A 16781-nucleotide genomic window follows, 5' to 3' on the forward strand; every position below is an offset into this window, starting at 1 on the left:
TCGTGGCCGGCTCGTGGAACTGCGGTGTCTCCTGCCCCCGGGACTGGGTCCCCCTGCCGCTGGCGGAGGACGTCGATCCGTGGGTCTGGGCGCGGCACGAGGCGCCCGCCGTCGCGGCGCTCGCCGGTCACGCCGCTCCGGAGCCCGAGTTCCTCCGCGCGCTCGAGAACGACCTGGCGAGCCGGGCTGAGGACAGCCGTTCCCGGGCGCCGATCCACGCCTTCGCGCTGTACCGGGACGCCCTGCCCGACGCCCTGGCGGTCCTGGAGGTGACGAGCGTCGAGCCCGACGACACGGTTCCCGAGATCACCCTGCGGTGGCTCGAGGAGGCCTTCACCGCGCCCGAGTTCGGGACGGCGCAGAGCCTCAGCGCCAGGCTCCCGGCCGGGCCCGCGGTGCGCCTGCGCCAACGGTTCGCGGGGGCGGAGGCGTACCCCGGCGGCGGACGGCCCGTGGTGGAGACCCTCACGTACGGGGTCCTGCCCCGCGGCTTCGACCTGGCCGTGCTCGTCCTCGTGTCGTGGACCGCCCTGGCCGCGGGTGACGCCCTGGTGGAGACCGCGGACCGGATCGCCGAGACGCTGCGGGTGACGCCGGCGGGCTGAGGAGCGCCGGCCGCCCGTGCCACCGGCCACGGGCGGCCGGTGGCACGGGCCGGCCACTCACAGGTGCGAGCCGCCCGTGGCGTCGATGACCTGCCCGGTCACCCAGCGGGCGGCGTCGGAGGCGAGGAAGGCGACGATGTCGGCGACGTCGTCGGGCAGGCCCACCCGTCCGAGCGCCGAGAACCCGGACGCGTACTGCTGGGCGTCCGGGTTCCCGCGCAGCCAGGGCGCGTTGAGGTCGGTGTCGATGATGCCGGGCGCGACCGCGTTGACGGTGACGCCCCGCTCGCCGAGGGTCTTGGCCAGGGTGCGGGTGAAGGTGTCCACGGCGCCCTTGGTCATGCTGTACGCGATGATGTCGGGCAGTGCTATGCGCGAGGTCGCGGAGGAGACGTTGACGATGCGCCCTCCGTCCCGCAGCCGCTTCAGTCCCTGCTGGGTCACGAAGAACAGGGCACGGACGTTGACCTCGAAGAGTTCGTCGAAGGCCTCGCGGGTGGTCTCCTCGACCTCGGCCCGGGGGCTGATGCCCGCGTTGTTGACCAGGATGTCGAGCCCGGCTCCGGGACCGTGCTCCAGCACCAGGCGGTCGAACTCCGCCCACAGCGTCTCCACGTCGCCCGCGGTCCCCAGTTCGGCCCGCAGGGAGAACGCCGAGCCGCCGGCGGCCCGGATGGCGTTGACCGTCTCCTCCGCGGCCCCGGTGTTGCGGCCGTGGTGCACGGCCACCAGTGCGCCCTCGCTGGCGAGCCGCTCGGCGGTGGCCCGTCCGATGCCGCGGCTGCCGCCGGTGACCAGTGCGACCTTGCCCGTCAGTGCGCCCATTGCACCTTTTCCCTTCCATAGTGATCGCTACAGAACGGTGAGCATACCGGTTTCTGTAGTGACCGCTGTAAATTTGGTCCATGACGACCAGGAAGGGCAGGCCGAGGAGCTTCGACCGGGCCACCGCGCTGTCGCGCGCCACCGAGCTGTTCTGGCGGCACGGGTACGAGGGCACCTCCATCGCCGACCTGACCGGAGCCATGGGGATCTCCCCGCCGAGCCTGTACGCGGCGTTCGGGGACAAGCGCACGCTCTTCACCGAGGTGGTGGACGCGTACACCCGCACCCACGGCGCCTTCCTGTGGGAGTCGCTCGAGGAGGACGACGTCCGGGCGGCGTTCGCCGGGATACTGCGCACGGCGGCGGAGACCTACACCGCTCCCGGGCACCCCACGGGGTGCCTGGTCATCACCGCGGCCACCAACTGCTCGCCCCACTCCTGCGAGGTCGAGCAGGACCTGCGGGAACGGCGGGTGGCGACCGTCAACGCGTTCCAGGCACGCCTGTCCAGGGCCGAGGCGCGGGGACAGCTACCGGCCGGCACCGAGCCCCGGGCCCTGGCCGTCTACTTCGGTTCCGTGATCGAGGGCATGTCCCAGCAGGCTCGGGACGGGGCCACCCGCGAGGAGCTGGAACAGGTGGCCGACCTGGCGATGGCGGTGTGGCCGCAGGCTCCCCCGGCCCCGGACGGGACCTGACCCCGGGGCCGCCGTGCCGGGAGTGACCGGTGGTCCCCTTGGTTCGCCCGGGGACGGCCGCGGGGGAGAATGCGGAGTCGTGGTCGCAGCGGGGACGGTGCCCCGGCGGCCGTCACGGGCACGTGCGGAGGGGGACCATGCCTTGCCTGGAGGACTACCTGCTCGCCGTTCGGGTGACCGGCGCGCCGCCGGCGCCGCCCGGCCTGGAAACGGTCAGCCTCTCCTGGCGACCCGGGACGGACCGCCGCGGTCAGCCGGTTGACGCGGTCCGCGACGCCGTGGCCGCCCTCGACGCCGTCGCCGACAGCGGCCTGACCACGGCCGACAGCTACACGCGCATCGTCTTCCTGGCCCCGCCGGGCCCGACGGGGCTGGTGCCGTACGCCGCGCTGCACGGGTTCCTCAACCGGTGGATCGACGTCCACGCCGACGGGGCGGTCCTGGAGATGCCCGGTGCGGGCGGGCCGGCCGGGGAGTTCGTTGCGCCGCGGCGTCCCGAGCCGCACCTGATGTGGGCGCAGCTCGGCGGTCCGCGCAGGACCGACCTGCCGTGGGTCTTCTACCCGGAGGACTGCGACGGGGAGCTGGACCCGCGGGCCATGGGGGTCGTCCACCGCGCCGCGCGGCTGCGGATGGTTCCGCCGGGGTCCGCGACCGCGGCGTTCGCCATGCTGGCCGAGGTCGCGAGGTTACGGCGCCGGGGCGACGCGTTGCGGTTCCCCTACGTCTCCACCGGCCTGGAGCCCCTCCCCGTCAGCAAGACCGATCCCCACCAGGGCATCGACCTGGAGGCGATCAGGAGGGCCGCGGCGGAGTACCGCAGGATGCTCAGGAACGCCCTGCCCAGGGCGGAGCCGGTGCCCGCCCAGCCGGTCGGTCCGCTCAACCAGCGGATCACGGAAGCCAACACGGTGGACGCCCGGGAGGTGCTGCCCCGTCTGGGTTCGCGCCCCGGCGACGGCTCCGGCTGGTCCTGCCCGCGTGCCCCGCTCGGCCACAGCGAGGACTGGACACTGAGGTTGCACCCGGACAACCGGCTGCGCTGCCACTACTGCGAAGCGGAGAAGATCACACTGGTCCGGCTGGTGGCCGAGACGCTCGACCTGACGCCGGACCAGGCGGCGGCGTTCCTCCTGGACCCTCCGGGTGCGGCGGCGCCGCCCCGCGGGACCGCGGTGGTGGCCCACATCGTCGGCCGGGGTCCGGCGGGTTACCGGTGCCTGATCCCCAACCCGACCGGGCCCCGGCAGTCCGCCGGGGTGCTGCCGTTCGCCGAGGTGGGACGGATTCGGAACTGGGCCGGGGGCCGGCCCCCGACGGTGGGCGACACCGTCGTCGCGCTGGTCGTCGGCTCCGTCCCCGGTCCGGGGGGCGGCGCCACGGCACGGCTCTCGCTGACGGACGGGGAGCTGGTGGAACGGGTCCTGGCCGGTTTCGTACCGTCGCTGGCCAGTGGGCAGGTCGTGGTCCAGGGCGTCGCCCGGTGCGCCGGAGCCCAGACCAAGGTCGCCGTGGCCCCCGCGGACCTCGGCATCGACGCCCGGGGCACCTGCGTGGGCAAGGGGGGAGCGAACCGTCCCCGCCGGGCGGCCCGGTTCCTGACCCGCGGCCTGACCAGTGAGCGCATAGAGATCATCAACTACGCCAGTGACCCGGCCACGTACCTGGCCAACGCCCTGGCCCCGGCGAAGGTGGAGGTCTCCGACGTCCGCATCGAGGGTCGTCAGGCACGGGTCACCGTCCCGCGCAGCCAATGCAACACGGCGATCGGGCGCGGCGGCCTCAACGCGCAGCTCGCGGGGCAACTGACGGGCCTGCGGGTGTACGTGGTCGAGGCCGGCACCACGCCAGCGACGCCCACCCGCGGTCCTGACGGGGTGCCGCCACCGGCCGGGCGGGCGCCCGGTCAGCGCTGAGACGTGCCCGGGCCGCGGCGCGCCACCCCCGCCGCGGTGCCGGGGCGCGGCGCGGGCACCGACGCCTGTGGGGTGTCCTCGCCGGACGGCCTCCCCCGCGACGCGCCCTGCTGGGCCCGGAACACCGTGGGGGGCACCCCGACGCGCCGGGAGAACAGGCGGCTGAAGTACGCCGGGTCGTGGTACCCCACGGCGCGCGCCACCGCGGCCACGGTCAGGTCGGTGGTGCTCAGCAGGCCCTTGGCGTAGGTGAGGCGGCGCCGCAGCAGGTAGTCGGTGGGTGTGGAGCCGGTGAGCCCGCGGACCTTGGCGGTGAGGGTGTCCGGGGACACCCCGAGGCGGCGGGAGAGCTCCCGGAGGTTGGGGCGCTCGTCGAGGTGGTCGTCGAGGACGCTGACCGCCCGTTGGGCCAGGGACAGGCCCGGGGCGTCCTGGCGCGCGGTGGTGGCGATCAGACGGTGCAGCAGGGCGCTCGCCTCCAGGTCACGCAGGAGGGAGTCGGGGCGGTGGGCGGTCTCGACGACGGCGGTGAAGGCCCGTTGGAGGTCCGCGGAGTCCCCGGTGCCGACGACGGGCGACTCGACGCCGAGCAGGCCGAGCCCCTCGTAGGCCGCGGCCGCCGGGCCCTGGAACAACAGCCACTGTTCCGACCAGGTGGCGCCGACGGTGGGGCCGTAACTGTGCGGGACCCCCGCCCGCAACCACAGCAGCGTTCCGGGGGTGACCCGGTGGGTCTGGCCCGAGCCGATGCGCAGCCATCCCTCGCCGCGGGTGACCAGCACCGCGCAGTAGCTGGAGATGACCCGTGCGATGTGCCGCCGGTACTGGTCCTCCACCCATCCGACCCCGGTCAGTGCCAGACCGAGCTGCTCCACACCGGGGGCGGGGGTCAGGAACCGGGAGCCGGTGCGCATGCGGCCTTCCTTTCGGACTGAGTCCAACCACCGCCGGGACGAGTCCATGGATGCGGTGCCGGGGTCCCCCCGAGCATGGTCCACAGGCACCACGCTGTCCACGCCCGCTTTTCCCCGCCGAACCCGACCCGCGTGGCGCTGGACCGGGCTGTGGCCCCGCCCCCACGAGGCGGCGCGGAGGTCCCGCGCCGCCGCCCGCGAGGAGAGACATGCACAGATCCAGACACCATCGGCCCAGACACCATCGGCGGCGCCGCGCCCTCGCGCGGACCTGGTTGGTCACCGCCGTCGCGGCGGTGACCGCCCTGACGTCGCTGGGCGGCGCCCCGGCGCGGGCAACGACGGGTGGGGCCGCCCCGGCCGCGTCCGCGCCGGTCACGGTCCCCGCGCTGTCCCAGTGGCAGGCACGGGACGGCGCGTTCGAGTTCACCTCCCACAGCAGGGTGCTGGTGGAACCCGGGCAGAAGTCGGTCCACGACGACGCGGCGACCTTCACGGACGACCTGGTGCGGGAGACCGGCGAACGCGTCCCCGTGGTGCACTCCACCGCGGCGGCGAAGGCCGGTGACATCGTGCTGCGCCTCGACGGCTCCCGTTCGGAACTCGGCGCGCAGGGGTACGCCCTCGAGGTCGGCGACACCATCGACGTCGTCGCCGCGACGGACACCGGCGCGTTCTACGGCACCCGCACCGTGCTGCAACTGCTGCGCAACGGGACCCGGGTGCCGGCCGGGCGGACCGTGGACGTCCCGCAGTACGCCGAGCGCGGGGTGGGGGTGTGCGCCTGCATCATCAACGTCTCCACCGCCTGGTTCGAACGTCTGCTGAAGGACGCCGCGTACCTCAAGCTCAACCAGCTCTGGATCGAACTGAAGGTCAAGAGCCGGGCCCACCCCGAGGCCAACGAGTGGGGCTACTACACCCCGGCGCAGGTGGCCGCGTTGCAGCGGCTCGCCGACAAGTACCACATCACGCTGGTCCCCGAGGTCAACTCCCCCGGCCACATCGAGCCCTGGATACGCAACCGGCCGGACCTCCAGCTCACCGACACCAGCGGCAACAAGCAGGTCAGCCGGCTGGACATCACCAAGCCCGAGGCGTTCACCTTCCTGACCGGCGTCATCGACGAGTACCTCGAGGTCTTCCGCACCCCCTACTGGCACATGGGGGCCGACGAGTACATGCTCGGTTCGGACTACTCGAGGTACCCGCAGCTCGCCGCCTACGCCAAGGAGAAGTTCGGTCCCGACGCCGTCCCGCAGGACGCGTTCGTCGACTTCGTCAACCGGGTCAACGCCTACGTCAAGGCGAAGGGCAAGACGCTGCGGATCTGGAACGACGGCATCACCTCCGCCGCGACCCAGGAACTGGACGCCGACATCGTGGTGGAGCACTGGACCGGCACCGACGTCAGGCCCGGTCAGTTGCTGGCCCGCGGGCACCGGCTGATGAACGCCAGCAACGACCTGTACCACGTGCGCGGCGCCTACGGGGTGAACAGCAAGCGGCTGTACGACCGGGGTTGGAACCCGCGCGTCTTCCTCGGCGAGACGCTGCCCTCGAGCGACGGCGTCACGGGCGCGAAGGTCACCATGTGGCCGGACAACGGCTCGGGCGCCACCGAGAACGAGGTGGAGTCCGACATGTTCGTGCCGCTGCGGCTCCTCGCCCAGGCGACCTGGGGCCAGCCGAGGCCGGACGCGGACTTCGCGGCGTTCACTGACCGGGTGGACGCGGTCGGGCGCGCCCCGGGGTTCGACAACGTGGACCGGACGCCGGTGGCCCCGGGCACCTACGCCCTCGGCCGCGCCGACCGGTACCTGGCGGCGGGCGACGGGGCGGAGGGCGCCCCGCTCGCCCTGGCCGGGACCACCTCGGCCTGGGACCTCGGCGCGACCCGGGACGGCTACTACACGCTGCGGGACACGGCGTCCGGGCGGTGCGCGGAGGCCCGGGTCGGCACGCGCTACCTCAACACCCCGTTGCAGCCCGGCACCCCGATCACCGCGCAGAGCTGTGACCCCGCCAACCGGCTCCAGCGCTGGCAGCTCGACGTGACGGACGAGGGCACGACCCTCACCAACGCGGTCACCCGCATGGTGGCCGTGGTCAACGCCGACGGCGGTCTGGTCCAGCAGGTGCCGGACGGTCACCCGGCGACCCCGTTCGCCCTGGTCCCCGCGGTGCGGGTGACGGCGGGGACCGACGTGACGACGGTGGTGGACGGCGGGAGCGCCACGTTCACCGTGGAGGTGGAGAACACCACGTCGCTGCCGGTGAGCGGGGTGTCCGTGCGGCCAGCGGGCGCCGGGGGCTGGACGGTCCTGCCCGACCAGCGGACCGCCGAGACCCTGGCCCCCGGCGAGTCCTGGACGGCCACGTTCACCGCGACGCCGCCGAAGGACGCGCCCGCCGGCACCGCGGCGCTCGACGCGACCGTCGGCTACACCCTGGACGGGGCCGCGCACACCGTGCGGACCGCCGCGGCCGTCCGGCTGAGCTGCGCGGCCGGTCCCACCCGGCCGACCGCCGTGGCCCACGTGGACAGCGAGGAGACCGCGGCGGAGAACGGGCGGGCCACGAACGTCATCGACGGCGACCCGGCGACCTTCTGGACCACGGAGTGGTCGGCGAAGGAGCCGCTTCCCCCGCACGAGATCCAACTCGACCTGGGGCGAACGGCCTCCGTGTGCGCGGTGACCTACCTGCCGCGCCAGGGCACCTCGGGCGGCTCGGCCAACGGCCGGTTCGCGGACTACGAGGTGTACCTGAGCACCGACGGGACGTCCTGGGGGTCCCCGGTGGCCACCGGGACGTTCCCCAACACCACGGCGGCCCAGTGGGTGCCGTTCCCCACGACCACCGCCCGGTACGTCCGCCTCGTGCAGTTGAGCGAGGTCAACGGCAAGCCGTGGGGCAGCGCCGCGGAGATCACGGTGGACGCCGTGTCCTGACGCCCGCCCCGGCGCACCGGCCGGTGCACGCGTGGCCGGTGCGCCGGGGCCGGCCCCTACCGGCCGGTGCGCGGCACCACCAGGCCCGACTCGTAGGCGCTGACCACCGCCTGGGTGCGGTCGCGCAGGCCGAGCTTGGCCAGGACCCGGCTCACATGGGTCTTGACGGTCTCCTCGCTGACGACCAGGCGCGCGGCGATCTCGGCGTTGGAGAGCCCCTCGGCGACCAGCCGCAGGACGTCGGTCTCCCGCGGCGTCAGCACGGACCGCGGGTCGGCCGTGCCGGTGGGCCTGGCACGGGGGCGCAGCCGGGCGAACTCGTCGATCAGGCGGCGGGTGACGGCGGGCGCCAGCAGGGCCTGCCCGGCGGCGACCACCCGGACCGCGTCGAAGAGCTGCTCGGCGGCGGCGTCCTTGAGCAGGAAGCCGCTGGCGCCGGCGCTGAGCGCGTCGTAGACGTGTTCGTCCAGGTCGAAGGTGGTGAGCATCAGCACCCGCGGCCGGTCCCGGTCGCCCGCGGCGGCGGTGATCCTCGCCGTGGCCTCGATGCCGTCCACGGTGGGCATGCGGACGTCCATGAGGACGACGTCGGGGTCGCACCGGGCGCAGATCCGGACGGCTTCCGCGCCGTCGGCCGCGGTCCCCACCACGGTGAGGTCGGGCTGGGTGTCCAGCAGCGCGGCGAACCCGGCCCGGACGACCTGCTGGTCGTCGGCCACCACGATCCGCACCGGCCGTCGGTCGTTCACCGGACCACCACCGGTTGGTGGCTCCGGGCCGTGGGCAGCCTGACCTCCACCAGGAAGCCGCTGACCGGTGCGGGCCCGGTCCACAGGTCGCCGTCCACGGTCGCCACGCGTTCGCGCATGCCGAGCAGCCCGTGGCCCCGGGTCCGGGTCGGCGCGCCGGGGGTGCCCGTCGGGTCCGCCGGCCCGGGCCCGTTGTCCCGGACGCGAACCCACAGCGCGTCCTCGGCGTAGTGGAGTTCCACGTCCACCGCGGTGCCGGGGGCGTGCCGCCGGGCGTTGCTCAGGGCCTCCTGGACGATGCGGTAGGCGACGAGTTCCACTCCGGGGTCGAGGGCGCCGACACGGCCGTGGACGATGAGGCGCACCGGGGCTCCCGAGGCGTCCCTGGCCTCGTCCACCAGCTCGTTGAGCTCTCCCAGGCCGGGCTGGGGGTGCCGCGCGGGTGCGGTGTCGGCGTCCTCACGGAGCACCCCGAGCAGCCGGCGCATCTCGGTCAGCGCCGCCCGGGCGGTGTCCCCGATGGCGAGCAGGCGCCGCTCCCCCTCGGGAGGCAGTCCCGGGGTGGTGAACCGTGCCGTCTCCGCCTGGACGGCGATCAGCGAGATGTGGTGGGCGACCACGTCGTGGAGTTCCCTGGCGATCCGGGCCCGCTCCCCCCTGGCGACGTGCTCGAGCAGCGTGCTCTCCAGGGTCTCCCTGGAGGTGTGGCGTTCCTCGGCGGCGCCCCGGAGCCGGCGGGACTGCCGCAGCCCGAGCAGGAAGCAGACCGCGAGCTGCGCCGTGAGGCCGGCGCCGGTGGGCGGCCGGGGCGTGGCGAAGGTCAGCGCGGTGGCCGCGGTGACCACCGTCGCCGCCGCCAGCAGGTGGCCGCGCACCACGGCCAACGGCACGGTGGCGGCCAGCGCGAGCAGCAGGGCGACCGGGGGTGTCGCGGACCCGTCGTCCCCCCGCAGGACCACCTCGAGCACCGCGAGCAGCCCGAGGGCCCCGGCGGACACCGCGGGGAACACCGGTGCGCGCGATATCCGCTGACTTGCCGTCAACGCGCTCCTGATCAGTGCGTTCCCCTGCCTCATGGGTCCATTGTCACCGAGCGCGACGGCGGGGGCGTCACCGTGGCCAGGAGTTCCGGTGTCCCTCCTGGGAGGGACACGGCGGTGGGCCGGTCCCTCCGGTCGGGGGCCGGCGGTCGGTCCCGTGCGGTGATGCCGTGCGCCCACCCGGCTTCCTAGCCTCGAGGCATGGAAGCCACGATCGAGGTGCGCGACTTGCGCAAACGCTACGGGGCGACGCTGGCCGTGGACGGCCTGTCGTTCGTCGTCCCCCCGGGACGGGTCACGGGGTTCGTCGGTCCCAACGGCTCGGGGAAGTCCACCACGATGCGCGCCCTGCTCGGCCTGGACGTGCCGGACTCCGGCAGCGCGCTGATCGGTGGGCGCCCCTACCGCTCGCTGCGGCACCCGCTGAACCACGTCGGGGCCCTGCTGGACGCCGCGGCGGTCCACCCGGCCCGCACCGCCCGCGACCACCTGCTGTGGCTGACCCATTCGCACGGCCTGCCACGGCGGAGGGTGGACGAGGTCATCGAGCTGGTGGGGCTGCCCTCCGCGGCCCGGCGGCCGGCCGGGGGGTTCTCCCTGGGGATGCGGCAGCGGCTGGGCATCGCCGCCGCCCTCCTCGGCGACCCACCCGTGGTGGTGTTCGACGAACCAGTCAACGGCCTGGACCCGGAGGGAATCCGGTGGATACGCGGCTTCCTGCGGTCCCTGGCCGCCGAGGGCCGGGCGGTGCTGGTCTCCAGTCACCTGATGAGCGAACTCGAGGACACCGCCGACCACCTGCTGGTCATCGGCCGGGGCCGGCTCCTCGCGGACATCGGCGTGCGGGAACTCCTGGACACCGCGTCCGGGGGGTGGATCACCGTGCGGACCTCACGGCGCACCGAGGCGATGACCCTGCTCGCCGGGGAGGGCGCGCGGGTGGCGGCCGTGGACCGGGACACGCTCACCGTCGCCGGGCTGCCCGCGGAACGGGTCGCCGCGACGCTCGCCGCCCATGACGTTCCCGTGCGGGAACTCGCCGCGCACCGCGCCTCGCTCGAGGAGGCGTACATGGAACTCACGCGGAAGTCCACGGAGTTCACCTCGCTCACCGGCCGGGAGGCGTGATGCCCGCCGTGACCCCGTACCGCAGCGCGGTGCCGCGGGGCAGGGACGGGTTCGACCGGCTGCTGCTGGCCGAGTGGACCAAGCTGCGGACCGTGCCCCGCTGGATGCTCGCCCTCGTGGCCGCCGTGGTGCTCACCGTCTTCGCCGGAGTGCTCGTCGCCGCTGGGGCGGGCACCGAGACGGCCGGGGGCGGCGGCGGCGAACGCCCCGCCCCGGACCTGGGGGTGCAGTACCAGGACGGGGGTCGGTTCCTGCACCGCCCGCTGGCGGAGGACGGCAGCCTGGTCGCCCGGGTGGCAGACCAGGAGAACAGCCACGCGTGGGCCAAGGCCGGGCTGATGATCAGGACGAGCACCCGGCAGGGCGCCCCCTACGCGGCGGTGGTGGTCACCCCCGAGCACGGCGTCCGGTTCCAGTCCCACCTCTCCATCGTCGGTAGCGCCGACGACGGACCGCGCTGGCTGCGCCTGGACCGCTCCGGGGCGTCGGTCACCGCGTCGGTGTCGGCCGACGGCACCGACTGGCGGCGGCTGGGCACGGTGCGGCTCCGCGGGTTGCCGCCGCGGGCGGAGGCCGGCCTGTTCGTGGGCTCGCCCGAGGCGGTGCGGGCGCAACGGCAGTTCGGCGGCGAGAACGTCACCTCGGTGCCCACCGTGGGGAAGGCGTCCTTCGACGGCGTCCGCATGGACCCCGACCCGCGGGAGCCTTGGCGGGGGCACGGCCCCTCGGCACTGACCGGTCCCGGTGCGCGGGACCACGACCAGGACCGCTCCCGGGCTGGGGAGGCGGGGCCCGACGGGGTGTTCACCGTGACCGGAGCCGGCGACATCGGCCGGTACCAGTACGGGCACGACACCAGCGAGATGGTCCTCAGCGGCGTCCTGGTCGGGATGATGGCGATCGTCGCGCTCGCCGTGCTGTTCGTCACCTCCGAGTACCGGCAGGGCGTGATCCGCACGACGTTCACCGCCAGCCCGCGGCGGGGCCGGGTCCTGGCCGCCAAGGCCGTGGTGATCGGCGCCGTCACCTTCGTCGCCGGACTCGTCGCCGCCTTCGGCACGTTCCTGCTCGCCGACGCGGTCTCCGGGGCGGGCCTGGTGCTGCCGGCACTCAGCGAGGGGCCGGTGCTGCGGGCGGTGGTGGGCACCGCCGCCGTGCTGGCCGTGGTGGCCGTGTTCAGCCTGGGTGTGGCCGCCCTGCTGCGCCGCGCCGCCGCGGCGATCACCGTGGTCCTGCTGGTGGTACTGGTGCCGCAGGTCGTGGCGTCGGGGATGCCGCTTTCGGCGGCCCGCTGGTTGGAACGGCTCACCCCGGCCGCGGGCCTGGCGATCCAGCAGACCGTGGTGCGCTACGACACCGCGATCGGTCCCTGGGCGGGGTTCGGGGTGCTGTGCGGGTACGCCGCGGTCACCCTGGTCGCCGCGGGCTGGCGGCTCCGGCGGGGGGACGCGTGAGGTACGCCGTGCACGCGGAGTGGACCAAGCTCCGCACCACCCGGGGGCCAGCCTGGCTGTTGGCGGCCACGGTCGCCGCCGTCGTCGCCGTGGGCGCCGCGTCCGTGGCGTCGGTGGACGTCTCCCAGTGCCCGGCACCGACCGAGTGCCACGAGGACACCACCCGGTTGAGCCTGCTGGGGGCCCGGCTCGGGCAGGCCACGGTGGTGGTGCTCGCGGTGCTGGCGATCACCAACGAGCACGCCACCGGGATGATCCGCACCACCCTGGCGGCGGTCCCCCGCCGGCACCGGGTCCTGTGGGCCAAGGCCGTCGTGGTCACCGTCGCGGTGCTGGCGGCGGGGGTCCTCGGGGTGCTGGGGGCGCTGGCGACCGGGCGGGCGGTCCTCCCCGGCAACGGTTTCACCGCGGCCAACGGCTACCCCCCGCCCTCGCTCACCGACGGCCCCACGCTGCGGGCGGCGGTGGGAACCGTGCTCTACCTGGTGCTGGTCGCCCTGTTGGCGCTGGGCGTGGGCACCGTCGTCCGGGACACCGCCGGGGCGGTCACGACCACGCTGGGCCTGCTGTACGTCGTCCCGCTGCTCGTCGAACTCGTCGCCGACCCCCAGTGGCACGACCGGCTCGAGAGGCTGGCACCGATGACCGCCGGACTGTCCGTGCAGGCCACGAGGGACCTGGATCGGCTGCCGATCGGGCCGTGGGCCGGCCTCGGCGTCCTCGCCGCCTACTCCGCGACCGCCCTGCTGCTGGGTGCGGTGCTGTTGGAGACCCGCGACCCGTGACGCCCGGGTGAGCGTGGCGGCCGGGCTGACCGGCCCCCGGGCACATCCTCCGGTCGTCGGGCGGCTGATGCGGGGGCACGGGGCGCCGGACACCCGGCGGCCACCTCACACGGATCACGTCGCACCACTGACACCTCCTCCCCGGGGCTCACCCCTTGCAGGAGCTACATCACCCGCACGAAAGCGCGTCCGCCGTTGTGGAAGTGCGCTGTCACGCCTGCGTGCCCGCCGTGCGCCCCCTCGCGCACCGACCAGCGCTCGACCCGTTGCACCTCCGGCGAGCGTGCCGCGGCCAGCACCGCTGCCAGCCACCCCTCGGCTTCGCCGGGGCCCACCGGGCCGGCCGGAACGACGGGGTCGCCCATGGTCGGCGCCGGCTCCCCCTCCACGGGCTCCTCGGGCTGCTCGTACCGCTCACCCGGGGCGGACTGGGCCGTGATCTGGTAGCGCACCTCCCGGTCTCCCAGCGTGACGGCGATGCCGTAGGGGTGTGTGGTGTCGCCGGCATCCCTGAGCGTGGACACCTGGCGGGCTCCTTCCCCCGTCTTCGCCAGGGAGATCAGAAACGATTCGAAGCGGTCCGGACGCATGTGCTGTTCAACTCTCTGTTCTTCTCGGGTCAGTTCCTCCCGGACCCGGAGCAGCCGTGCCTCGGTTCCCCCAGCCTCCTGTTCCGGTCCGGTCGTGCCTTCAGGGGGCCACCGCCCGCTCCTCGGGATCGGTGATCTCCCGCGAGCGCGTCGATGGCGTCGAACACCCGTTGCGCCTCCTCGGTCGCGGTCCCTCTCGTTGGGTTGGGCCGCTCTCCAGGCTGTAGGGGGTTCCCCACAGACAGGGAAGGCGGCCCACGCTGCTCACGCGCGACGGCCCCGGCCGGAGGCGCACCTCCGTGTGGCCGGGGCCAGTCATCCACCTGCGGACACAGGAGGCGACCAGGTCGCAGCGTACCGAGACGCCGCCGCCCACCGGCATCCCCACGCCGCGGCCCGCCGCTGCGCTCTCCCACGGGGACCGCGCCACCAGGAACCCCGTCTCCCGCCGGCTGCGGGGAACCAACACGACCGGCGAGACCAGGACGCGGGCCGAGTGCACGGCACCGGTGTGGCCGGGGACGGCCCGTGGGAAGGGCGTCTTTGCGCCACCGGCCACGGCGCGGCGGGGCAGCGCCGAGGGGATCGCCCGCTCCCGTTCCGCCCCGGGCGGCGGCTGCGTCGCCGGGTCGGTCGCCCGCGGCGCGGCCGTTGACCACGTCGACAAAGCGACTGCCGCGGGGGAGGCTCGACGCGGCTGCGAGCGGCACCGTTGCGGGCTCCGAGACTCCGTTGAGCTGACGAACCAACAGGTAAAGAGATAGCAAATAGTCGTGTCATGACCCTGCTGAAACTTGATCGTTCGGTGCTTTCCTCATGGCGAGCCCACCTGACTTGATCTGACACCTCCAGGGCTCTCGCACGGCCATGTCGGCACGAGGGACGGCGCTGGCCCGTTCCCCTTCCCGGATTGGGGATGTCATGGCTACTGGCCACGGGTCATCGGGCACCACCGGCAGACAGGGCGGCGGCGAGGCGGGGTACGACATCGGGGCGGTCCGCAAGGACTTCCCCGCCCTGTCCAGGACCGTCCGCGACGGACGGCCACTGGTCTACCTGGACAGCGCCGCCACCGCCCACAAGCCGTGGGCCGTGCTCGACGCCGAGCGCGACTTCTACGCCTTCCACAACTCGAACGTCCACCGCGGGGTGCACGCCCTGGCCGAGGAGGCCACCGAGCTCTACGAGCAGGCCCGCGCCCGGGTCGCCGGATTCGTCGGGGCGGTGGACACCGCGGAGATCGTCTTCACCAAGAACGCCTCCGAGGCGCTGAACCTCGTCGCCTACGCCCTCGGCAACGCCAACCAGCTCGGCTGCGGCGACCGTTTCCGGATCGGCCCCGGCGACGAGGTCGTCATCACCGAGATGGAACACCACTCCAACCTGATCCCCTGGCAGGTGCTGTGCCAGCGCACCGGGGCCACCCTGAGGTGGTTAACCATCACCCCCGAGGGACGGCTGGACCTCGATGACCTCGACCGTGTGATCACCGAACGCACCAGGGTGGTCGCCTTCACCCACCAGTCCAACATCTACGGCACGGTCAACCCGGTGGAGCTCCTGACCGCGCGCGCCCGGCGGGTCGGGGCCCTCACCGTGCTCGACGCCTGCCAGTCGGTCCCGCACATGCCGGTGGACGTCGAACGGCTCGGCGTGGACTTCATGGCCTTCTCCGGGCACAAGATGTGCGGCCCCACCGGCATCGGCGTGCTGTGGGGCAGGTACGACCTGCTCGCCGCGCTACCGCCGTTCCTCACCGGCGGAGAGATGAACGAGGTGGTCACCATGGCCTCCTCCACCTACGCCCAGCCGCCCTACCGCTTCGAGGCCGGTACCCCGGTCATCGCCCAGGCCATCGGTCTCGGCGCCGCCGTCGGCTACCTGGAGACGCTGGGCATGGAGGCCGTCGCCGACCACGGGCGCGACCTGACGGCCTACGCCCTCGAAGCCCTCGCCGAGGTGGACCACCTGCGCGTCCTCGGCCCCACCAGCCCCCGCGACCGGGGCGGCGCCATCTCCTTCGCGCTCGGCGACGCCGACACCGAGGACATCGGACGGGGACTCGACGCCCTCGGGATCGCGGTCCGCGTCGGCCACCTGTGCGCCCGCCCCGCGTGCGTGCGGTTCAAACTGCCGGCCACCACGCGGGCGTCCTTCCACCTCTACACCACCAGGGACGAGATCGACGCGTTCGTCCACGGGCTGCGCGAGGTCTCCCACGCCCTCGGCGTCGGCGCCTAGCCCACACGCGGAGTTCCCGGGCGGCCGGAGGCGCCGCCGTCTCCCCCTCCCCTGCCCCGTCCGCCTGCGAAGGTGAGCGATGAGTGATGAGCGACGAACCCGACGGCACCAGACCCGCTCCCACCAGACCCGGCGCGGCCGTGGTGCTGCTCCACGGCTTCGGCACCGGGCCCGGGATCTGGCGTCACGTCGAGCCACGACTCCGTGAGCAGGGCTACCGCACGTTCACCCCGCGCCTGCCCGGACACGGCACTGTGCCACCGGCGTTGGCCGAGGTCCACTGGTCGGACTGGGCCTCGGCCACCGAACGGGCGCTGGCGCGGGCCCGCGACGAGTGCCCCACGGTCTTCGTGGTCGGCCACTCGCTCGGCGCCACCCTCGCCCTCCACGCCGCGGCCTCGGAGCGTCCCCCCGACGCCGCCGTCCTGATGGCCCCGTCGATCAGGATCTCCGTCAGGGACCGCCTGACCCTCGCCGGCTACGCCCTGGCCCGCCGGGACACCGTGCCCTGGCGACGGATCGGACTCAACGGGCCCCCGTCCGGCGCCCGCGGGAACAGCCCCGCGGCGCGGGGCATGCCCGTGTCCGCCCTGTGCACCAACCTCCGGCTCAAGGCCGCCGTCGCCGCCGCGGCACGCCGCGTGCACTGCCCGGTGGCCATCATCGGCGGCGCCGAGGACCCCCTGGTCCCCGCGGCCGAACTGCGTCGCGTCGAGGCCCGGCTGCGCTCCGCCGCCACCAGCCTCCACGTCCTGCCCCGCTCCGGCCACGCCGTCCCCCTCGCCGCCGACCGGGAGGAGGCGTGCCGCCTCACCCTCGCCTTCCTGGCCGCCGTCCCCCGACGTGCGCCCGCCGCACCCACACGCCCCTGATCCCCCGCCG

At 74.2% G+C, this 16781-nt stretch carries 14 protein-coding genes; 9 read left to right on the forward strand and 5 right to left on the reverse strand.

Going from position 1 to position 16781, the window contains the following annotated elements:
* Positions 1 to 2 precede the first annotated feature (2 nt).
* Positions 3 to 605 carry a hypothetical protein gene (locus tag A3IG_RS0104805; RefSeq protein WP_018382408.1) on the forward strand — a complete coding sequence of 201 codons (603 nt, stop codon included), beginning with the start codon at positions 3 to 5 and terminating at the stop codon, positions 603 to 605.
* Between the two features lie 57 nt (positions 606 to 662).
* Here A3IG_RS0104805 and A3IG_RS0104810 read toward each other — a convergent pair whose 3' ends face one another.
* Complete coding sequence (locus A3IG_RS0104810) at positions 663 to 1430, reverse strand: SDR family oxidoreductase (protein WP_018382409.1); 768 nt, start codon at positions 1428 to 1430, stop codon at positions 663 to 665.
* Positions 1431 to 1510: 80 nt separating this feature from the next.
* On the opposite strand from A3IG_RS0104810, the gene A3IG_RS0104815 reads away from it, so the two are divergent.
* Together A3IG_RS0104815 and A3IG_RS31750 are read left to right on the forward strand one after the other, a co-directional pair.
* Positions 1511 to 2128 carry a TetR/AcrR family transcriptional regulator gene (locus A3IG_RS0104815; RefSeq protein WP_018382410.1) on the forward strand — a complete coding sequence of 206 codons (618 nt, stop codon included), beginning with the start codon at positions 1511 to 1513 and terminating at the stop codon, positions 2126 to 2128.
* 137 nt (positions 2129 to 2265) lie between these two features.
* Positions 2266 to 4044: a hypothetical protein gene (locus tag A3IG_RS31750; protein ID WP_018382411.1), complete on the forward strand. Its 1779-nt coding sequence runs from the start codon at positions 2266 to 2268 to the stop codon at positions 4042 to 4044.
* Here A3IG_RS31750 and A3IG_RS35655 read toward each other — a convergent pair.
* Positions 4035 to 4958 carry a helix-turn-helix domain-containing protein gene (locus A3IG_RS35655; protein WP_018382412.1) on the reverse strand — a complete coding sequence of 308 codons (924 nt, stop codon included), beginning with the start codon at positions 4956 to 4958 and terminating at the stop codon, positions 4035 to 4037. The genes A3IG_RS31750 and A3IG_RS35655 overlap by 10 nt on opposite strands.
* Positions 4959 to 5167: 209 nt before the next feature.
* Here A3IG_RS35655 and A3IG_RS28605 point away from each other — a divergent pair, with 209 nt between their 5' ends.
* Positions 5168 to 7912, forward strand: a complete 2745-nt coding sequence (locus A3IG_RS28605; RefSeq protein ID WP_078500049.1) for a family 20 glycosylhydrolase — start codon at positions 5168 to 5170, stop codon at positions 7910 to 7912.
* A 56-nt stretch (positions 7913 to 7968) separates the two neighbouring features.
* Here A3IG_RS28605 and A3IG_RS0104835 read toward each other — a convergent pair whose 3' ends face one another.
* On the reverse strand, positions 7969 to 8661 hold the full coding sequence (locus A3IG_RS0104835; RefSeq protein ID WP_018382414.1) for a response regulator: 693 nt from the start codon (positions 8659 to 8661) through the stop codon (positions 7969 to 7971).
* The gene (locus A3IG_RS0104840) at positions 8658 to 9737 is read right to left on the reverse strand and encodes a sensor histidine kinase (protein WP_051087387.1); all 1080 of its coding nucleotides are present in this window, start codon (positions 9735 to 9737) and stop codon (positions 8658 to 8660) included. Before A3IG_RS0104840 ends, A3IG_RS0104835 begins: the two co-directional genes overlap by 4 nt.
* Positions 9738 to 9902: 165 nt before the next feature.
* Here A3IG_RS0104840 and A3IG_RS0104845 point away from each other — a divergent pair, with 165 nt between their 5' ends.
* From A3IG_RS0104845 to A3IG_RS0104855, 3 genes are read left to right on the forward strand one after another with little or no spacing between them, the layout of a single operon-like run.
* Positions 9903 to 10829 (forward strand): ABC transporter ATP-binding protein, encoded by a 927-nt coding sequence (locus A3IG_RS0104845; RefSeq protein WP_018382416.1) that lies wholly within the window; start codon positions 9903 to 9905, stop codon positions 10827 to 10829.
* Complete coding sequence (locus A3IG_RS35660) at positions 10829 to 12283, forward strand: ABC transporter permease subunit (RefSeq protein ID WP_018382417.1); 1455 nt, start codon at positions 10829 to 10831, stop codon at positions 12281 to 12283. The genes A3IG_RS0104845 and A3IG_RS35660 overlap by 1 nt, the downstream gene beginning before the upstream one ends.
* Positions 12280 to 13068 carry an ABC transporter permease subunit gene (locus tag A3IG_RS0104855; protein ID WP_018382418.1) on the forward strand — a complete coding sequence of 263 codons (789 nt, stop codon included), beginning with the start codon at positions 12280 to 12282 and terminating at the stop codon, positions 13066 to 13068. The genes A3IG_RS35660 and A3IG_RS0104855 overlap by 4 nt, the downstream gene beginning before the upstream one ends.
* A 164-nt stretch (positions 13069 to 13232) precedes the next feature.
* On the opposite strand, the gene A3IG_RS0104860 is transcribed toward A3IG_RS0104855, so the two are convergent.
* Complete coding sequence (locus tag A3IG_RS0104860) at positions 13233 to 13592, reverse strand: hypothetical protein (protein WP_157862366.1); 360 nt, start codon at positions 13590 to 13592, stop codon at positions 13233 to 13235.
* A gap of 987 nt (positions 13593 to 14579) precedes the next feature.
* On the opposite strand from A3IG_RS0104860, the gene A3IG_RS28610 reads away from it, so the two are divergent.
* Both A3IG_RS28610 and A3IG_RS31755 read left to right on the forward strand, forming a co-directional pair.
* On the forward strand, positions 14580 to 15899 hold the full coding sequence (locus tag A3IG_RS28610; RefSeq protein WP_018382420.1) for a cysteine desulfurase: 1320 nt from the start codon (positions 14580 to 14582) through the stop codon (positions 15897 to 15899).
* A gap of 86 nt (positions 15900 to 15985) precedes the next feature.
* Entirely contained in the window at positions 15986 to 16771 is a 786-nt protein-coding gene (locus A3IG_RS31755) for an alpha/beta hydrolase (RefSeq protein ID WP_018382421.1), read from the forward strand.
* Positions 16772 to 16781 lie beyond the last annotated feature (10 nt).

This window comes from Wenjunlia vitaminophila DSM 41686 (assembly GCF_000380165.1).
Classification (GTDB): domain Bacteria; phylum Actinomycetota; class Actinomycetes; order Streptomycetales; family Streptomycetaceae; genus Wenjunlia; species Wenjunlia vitaminophila.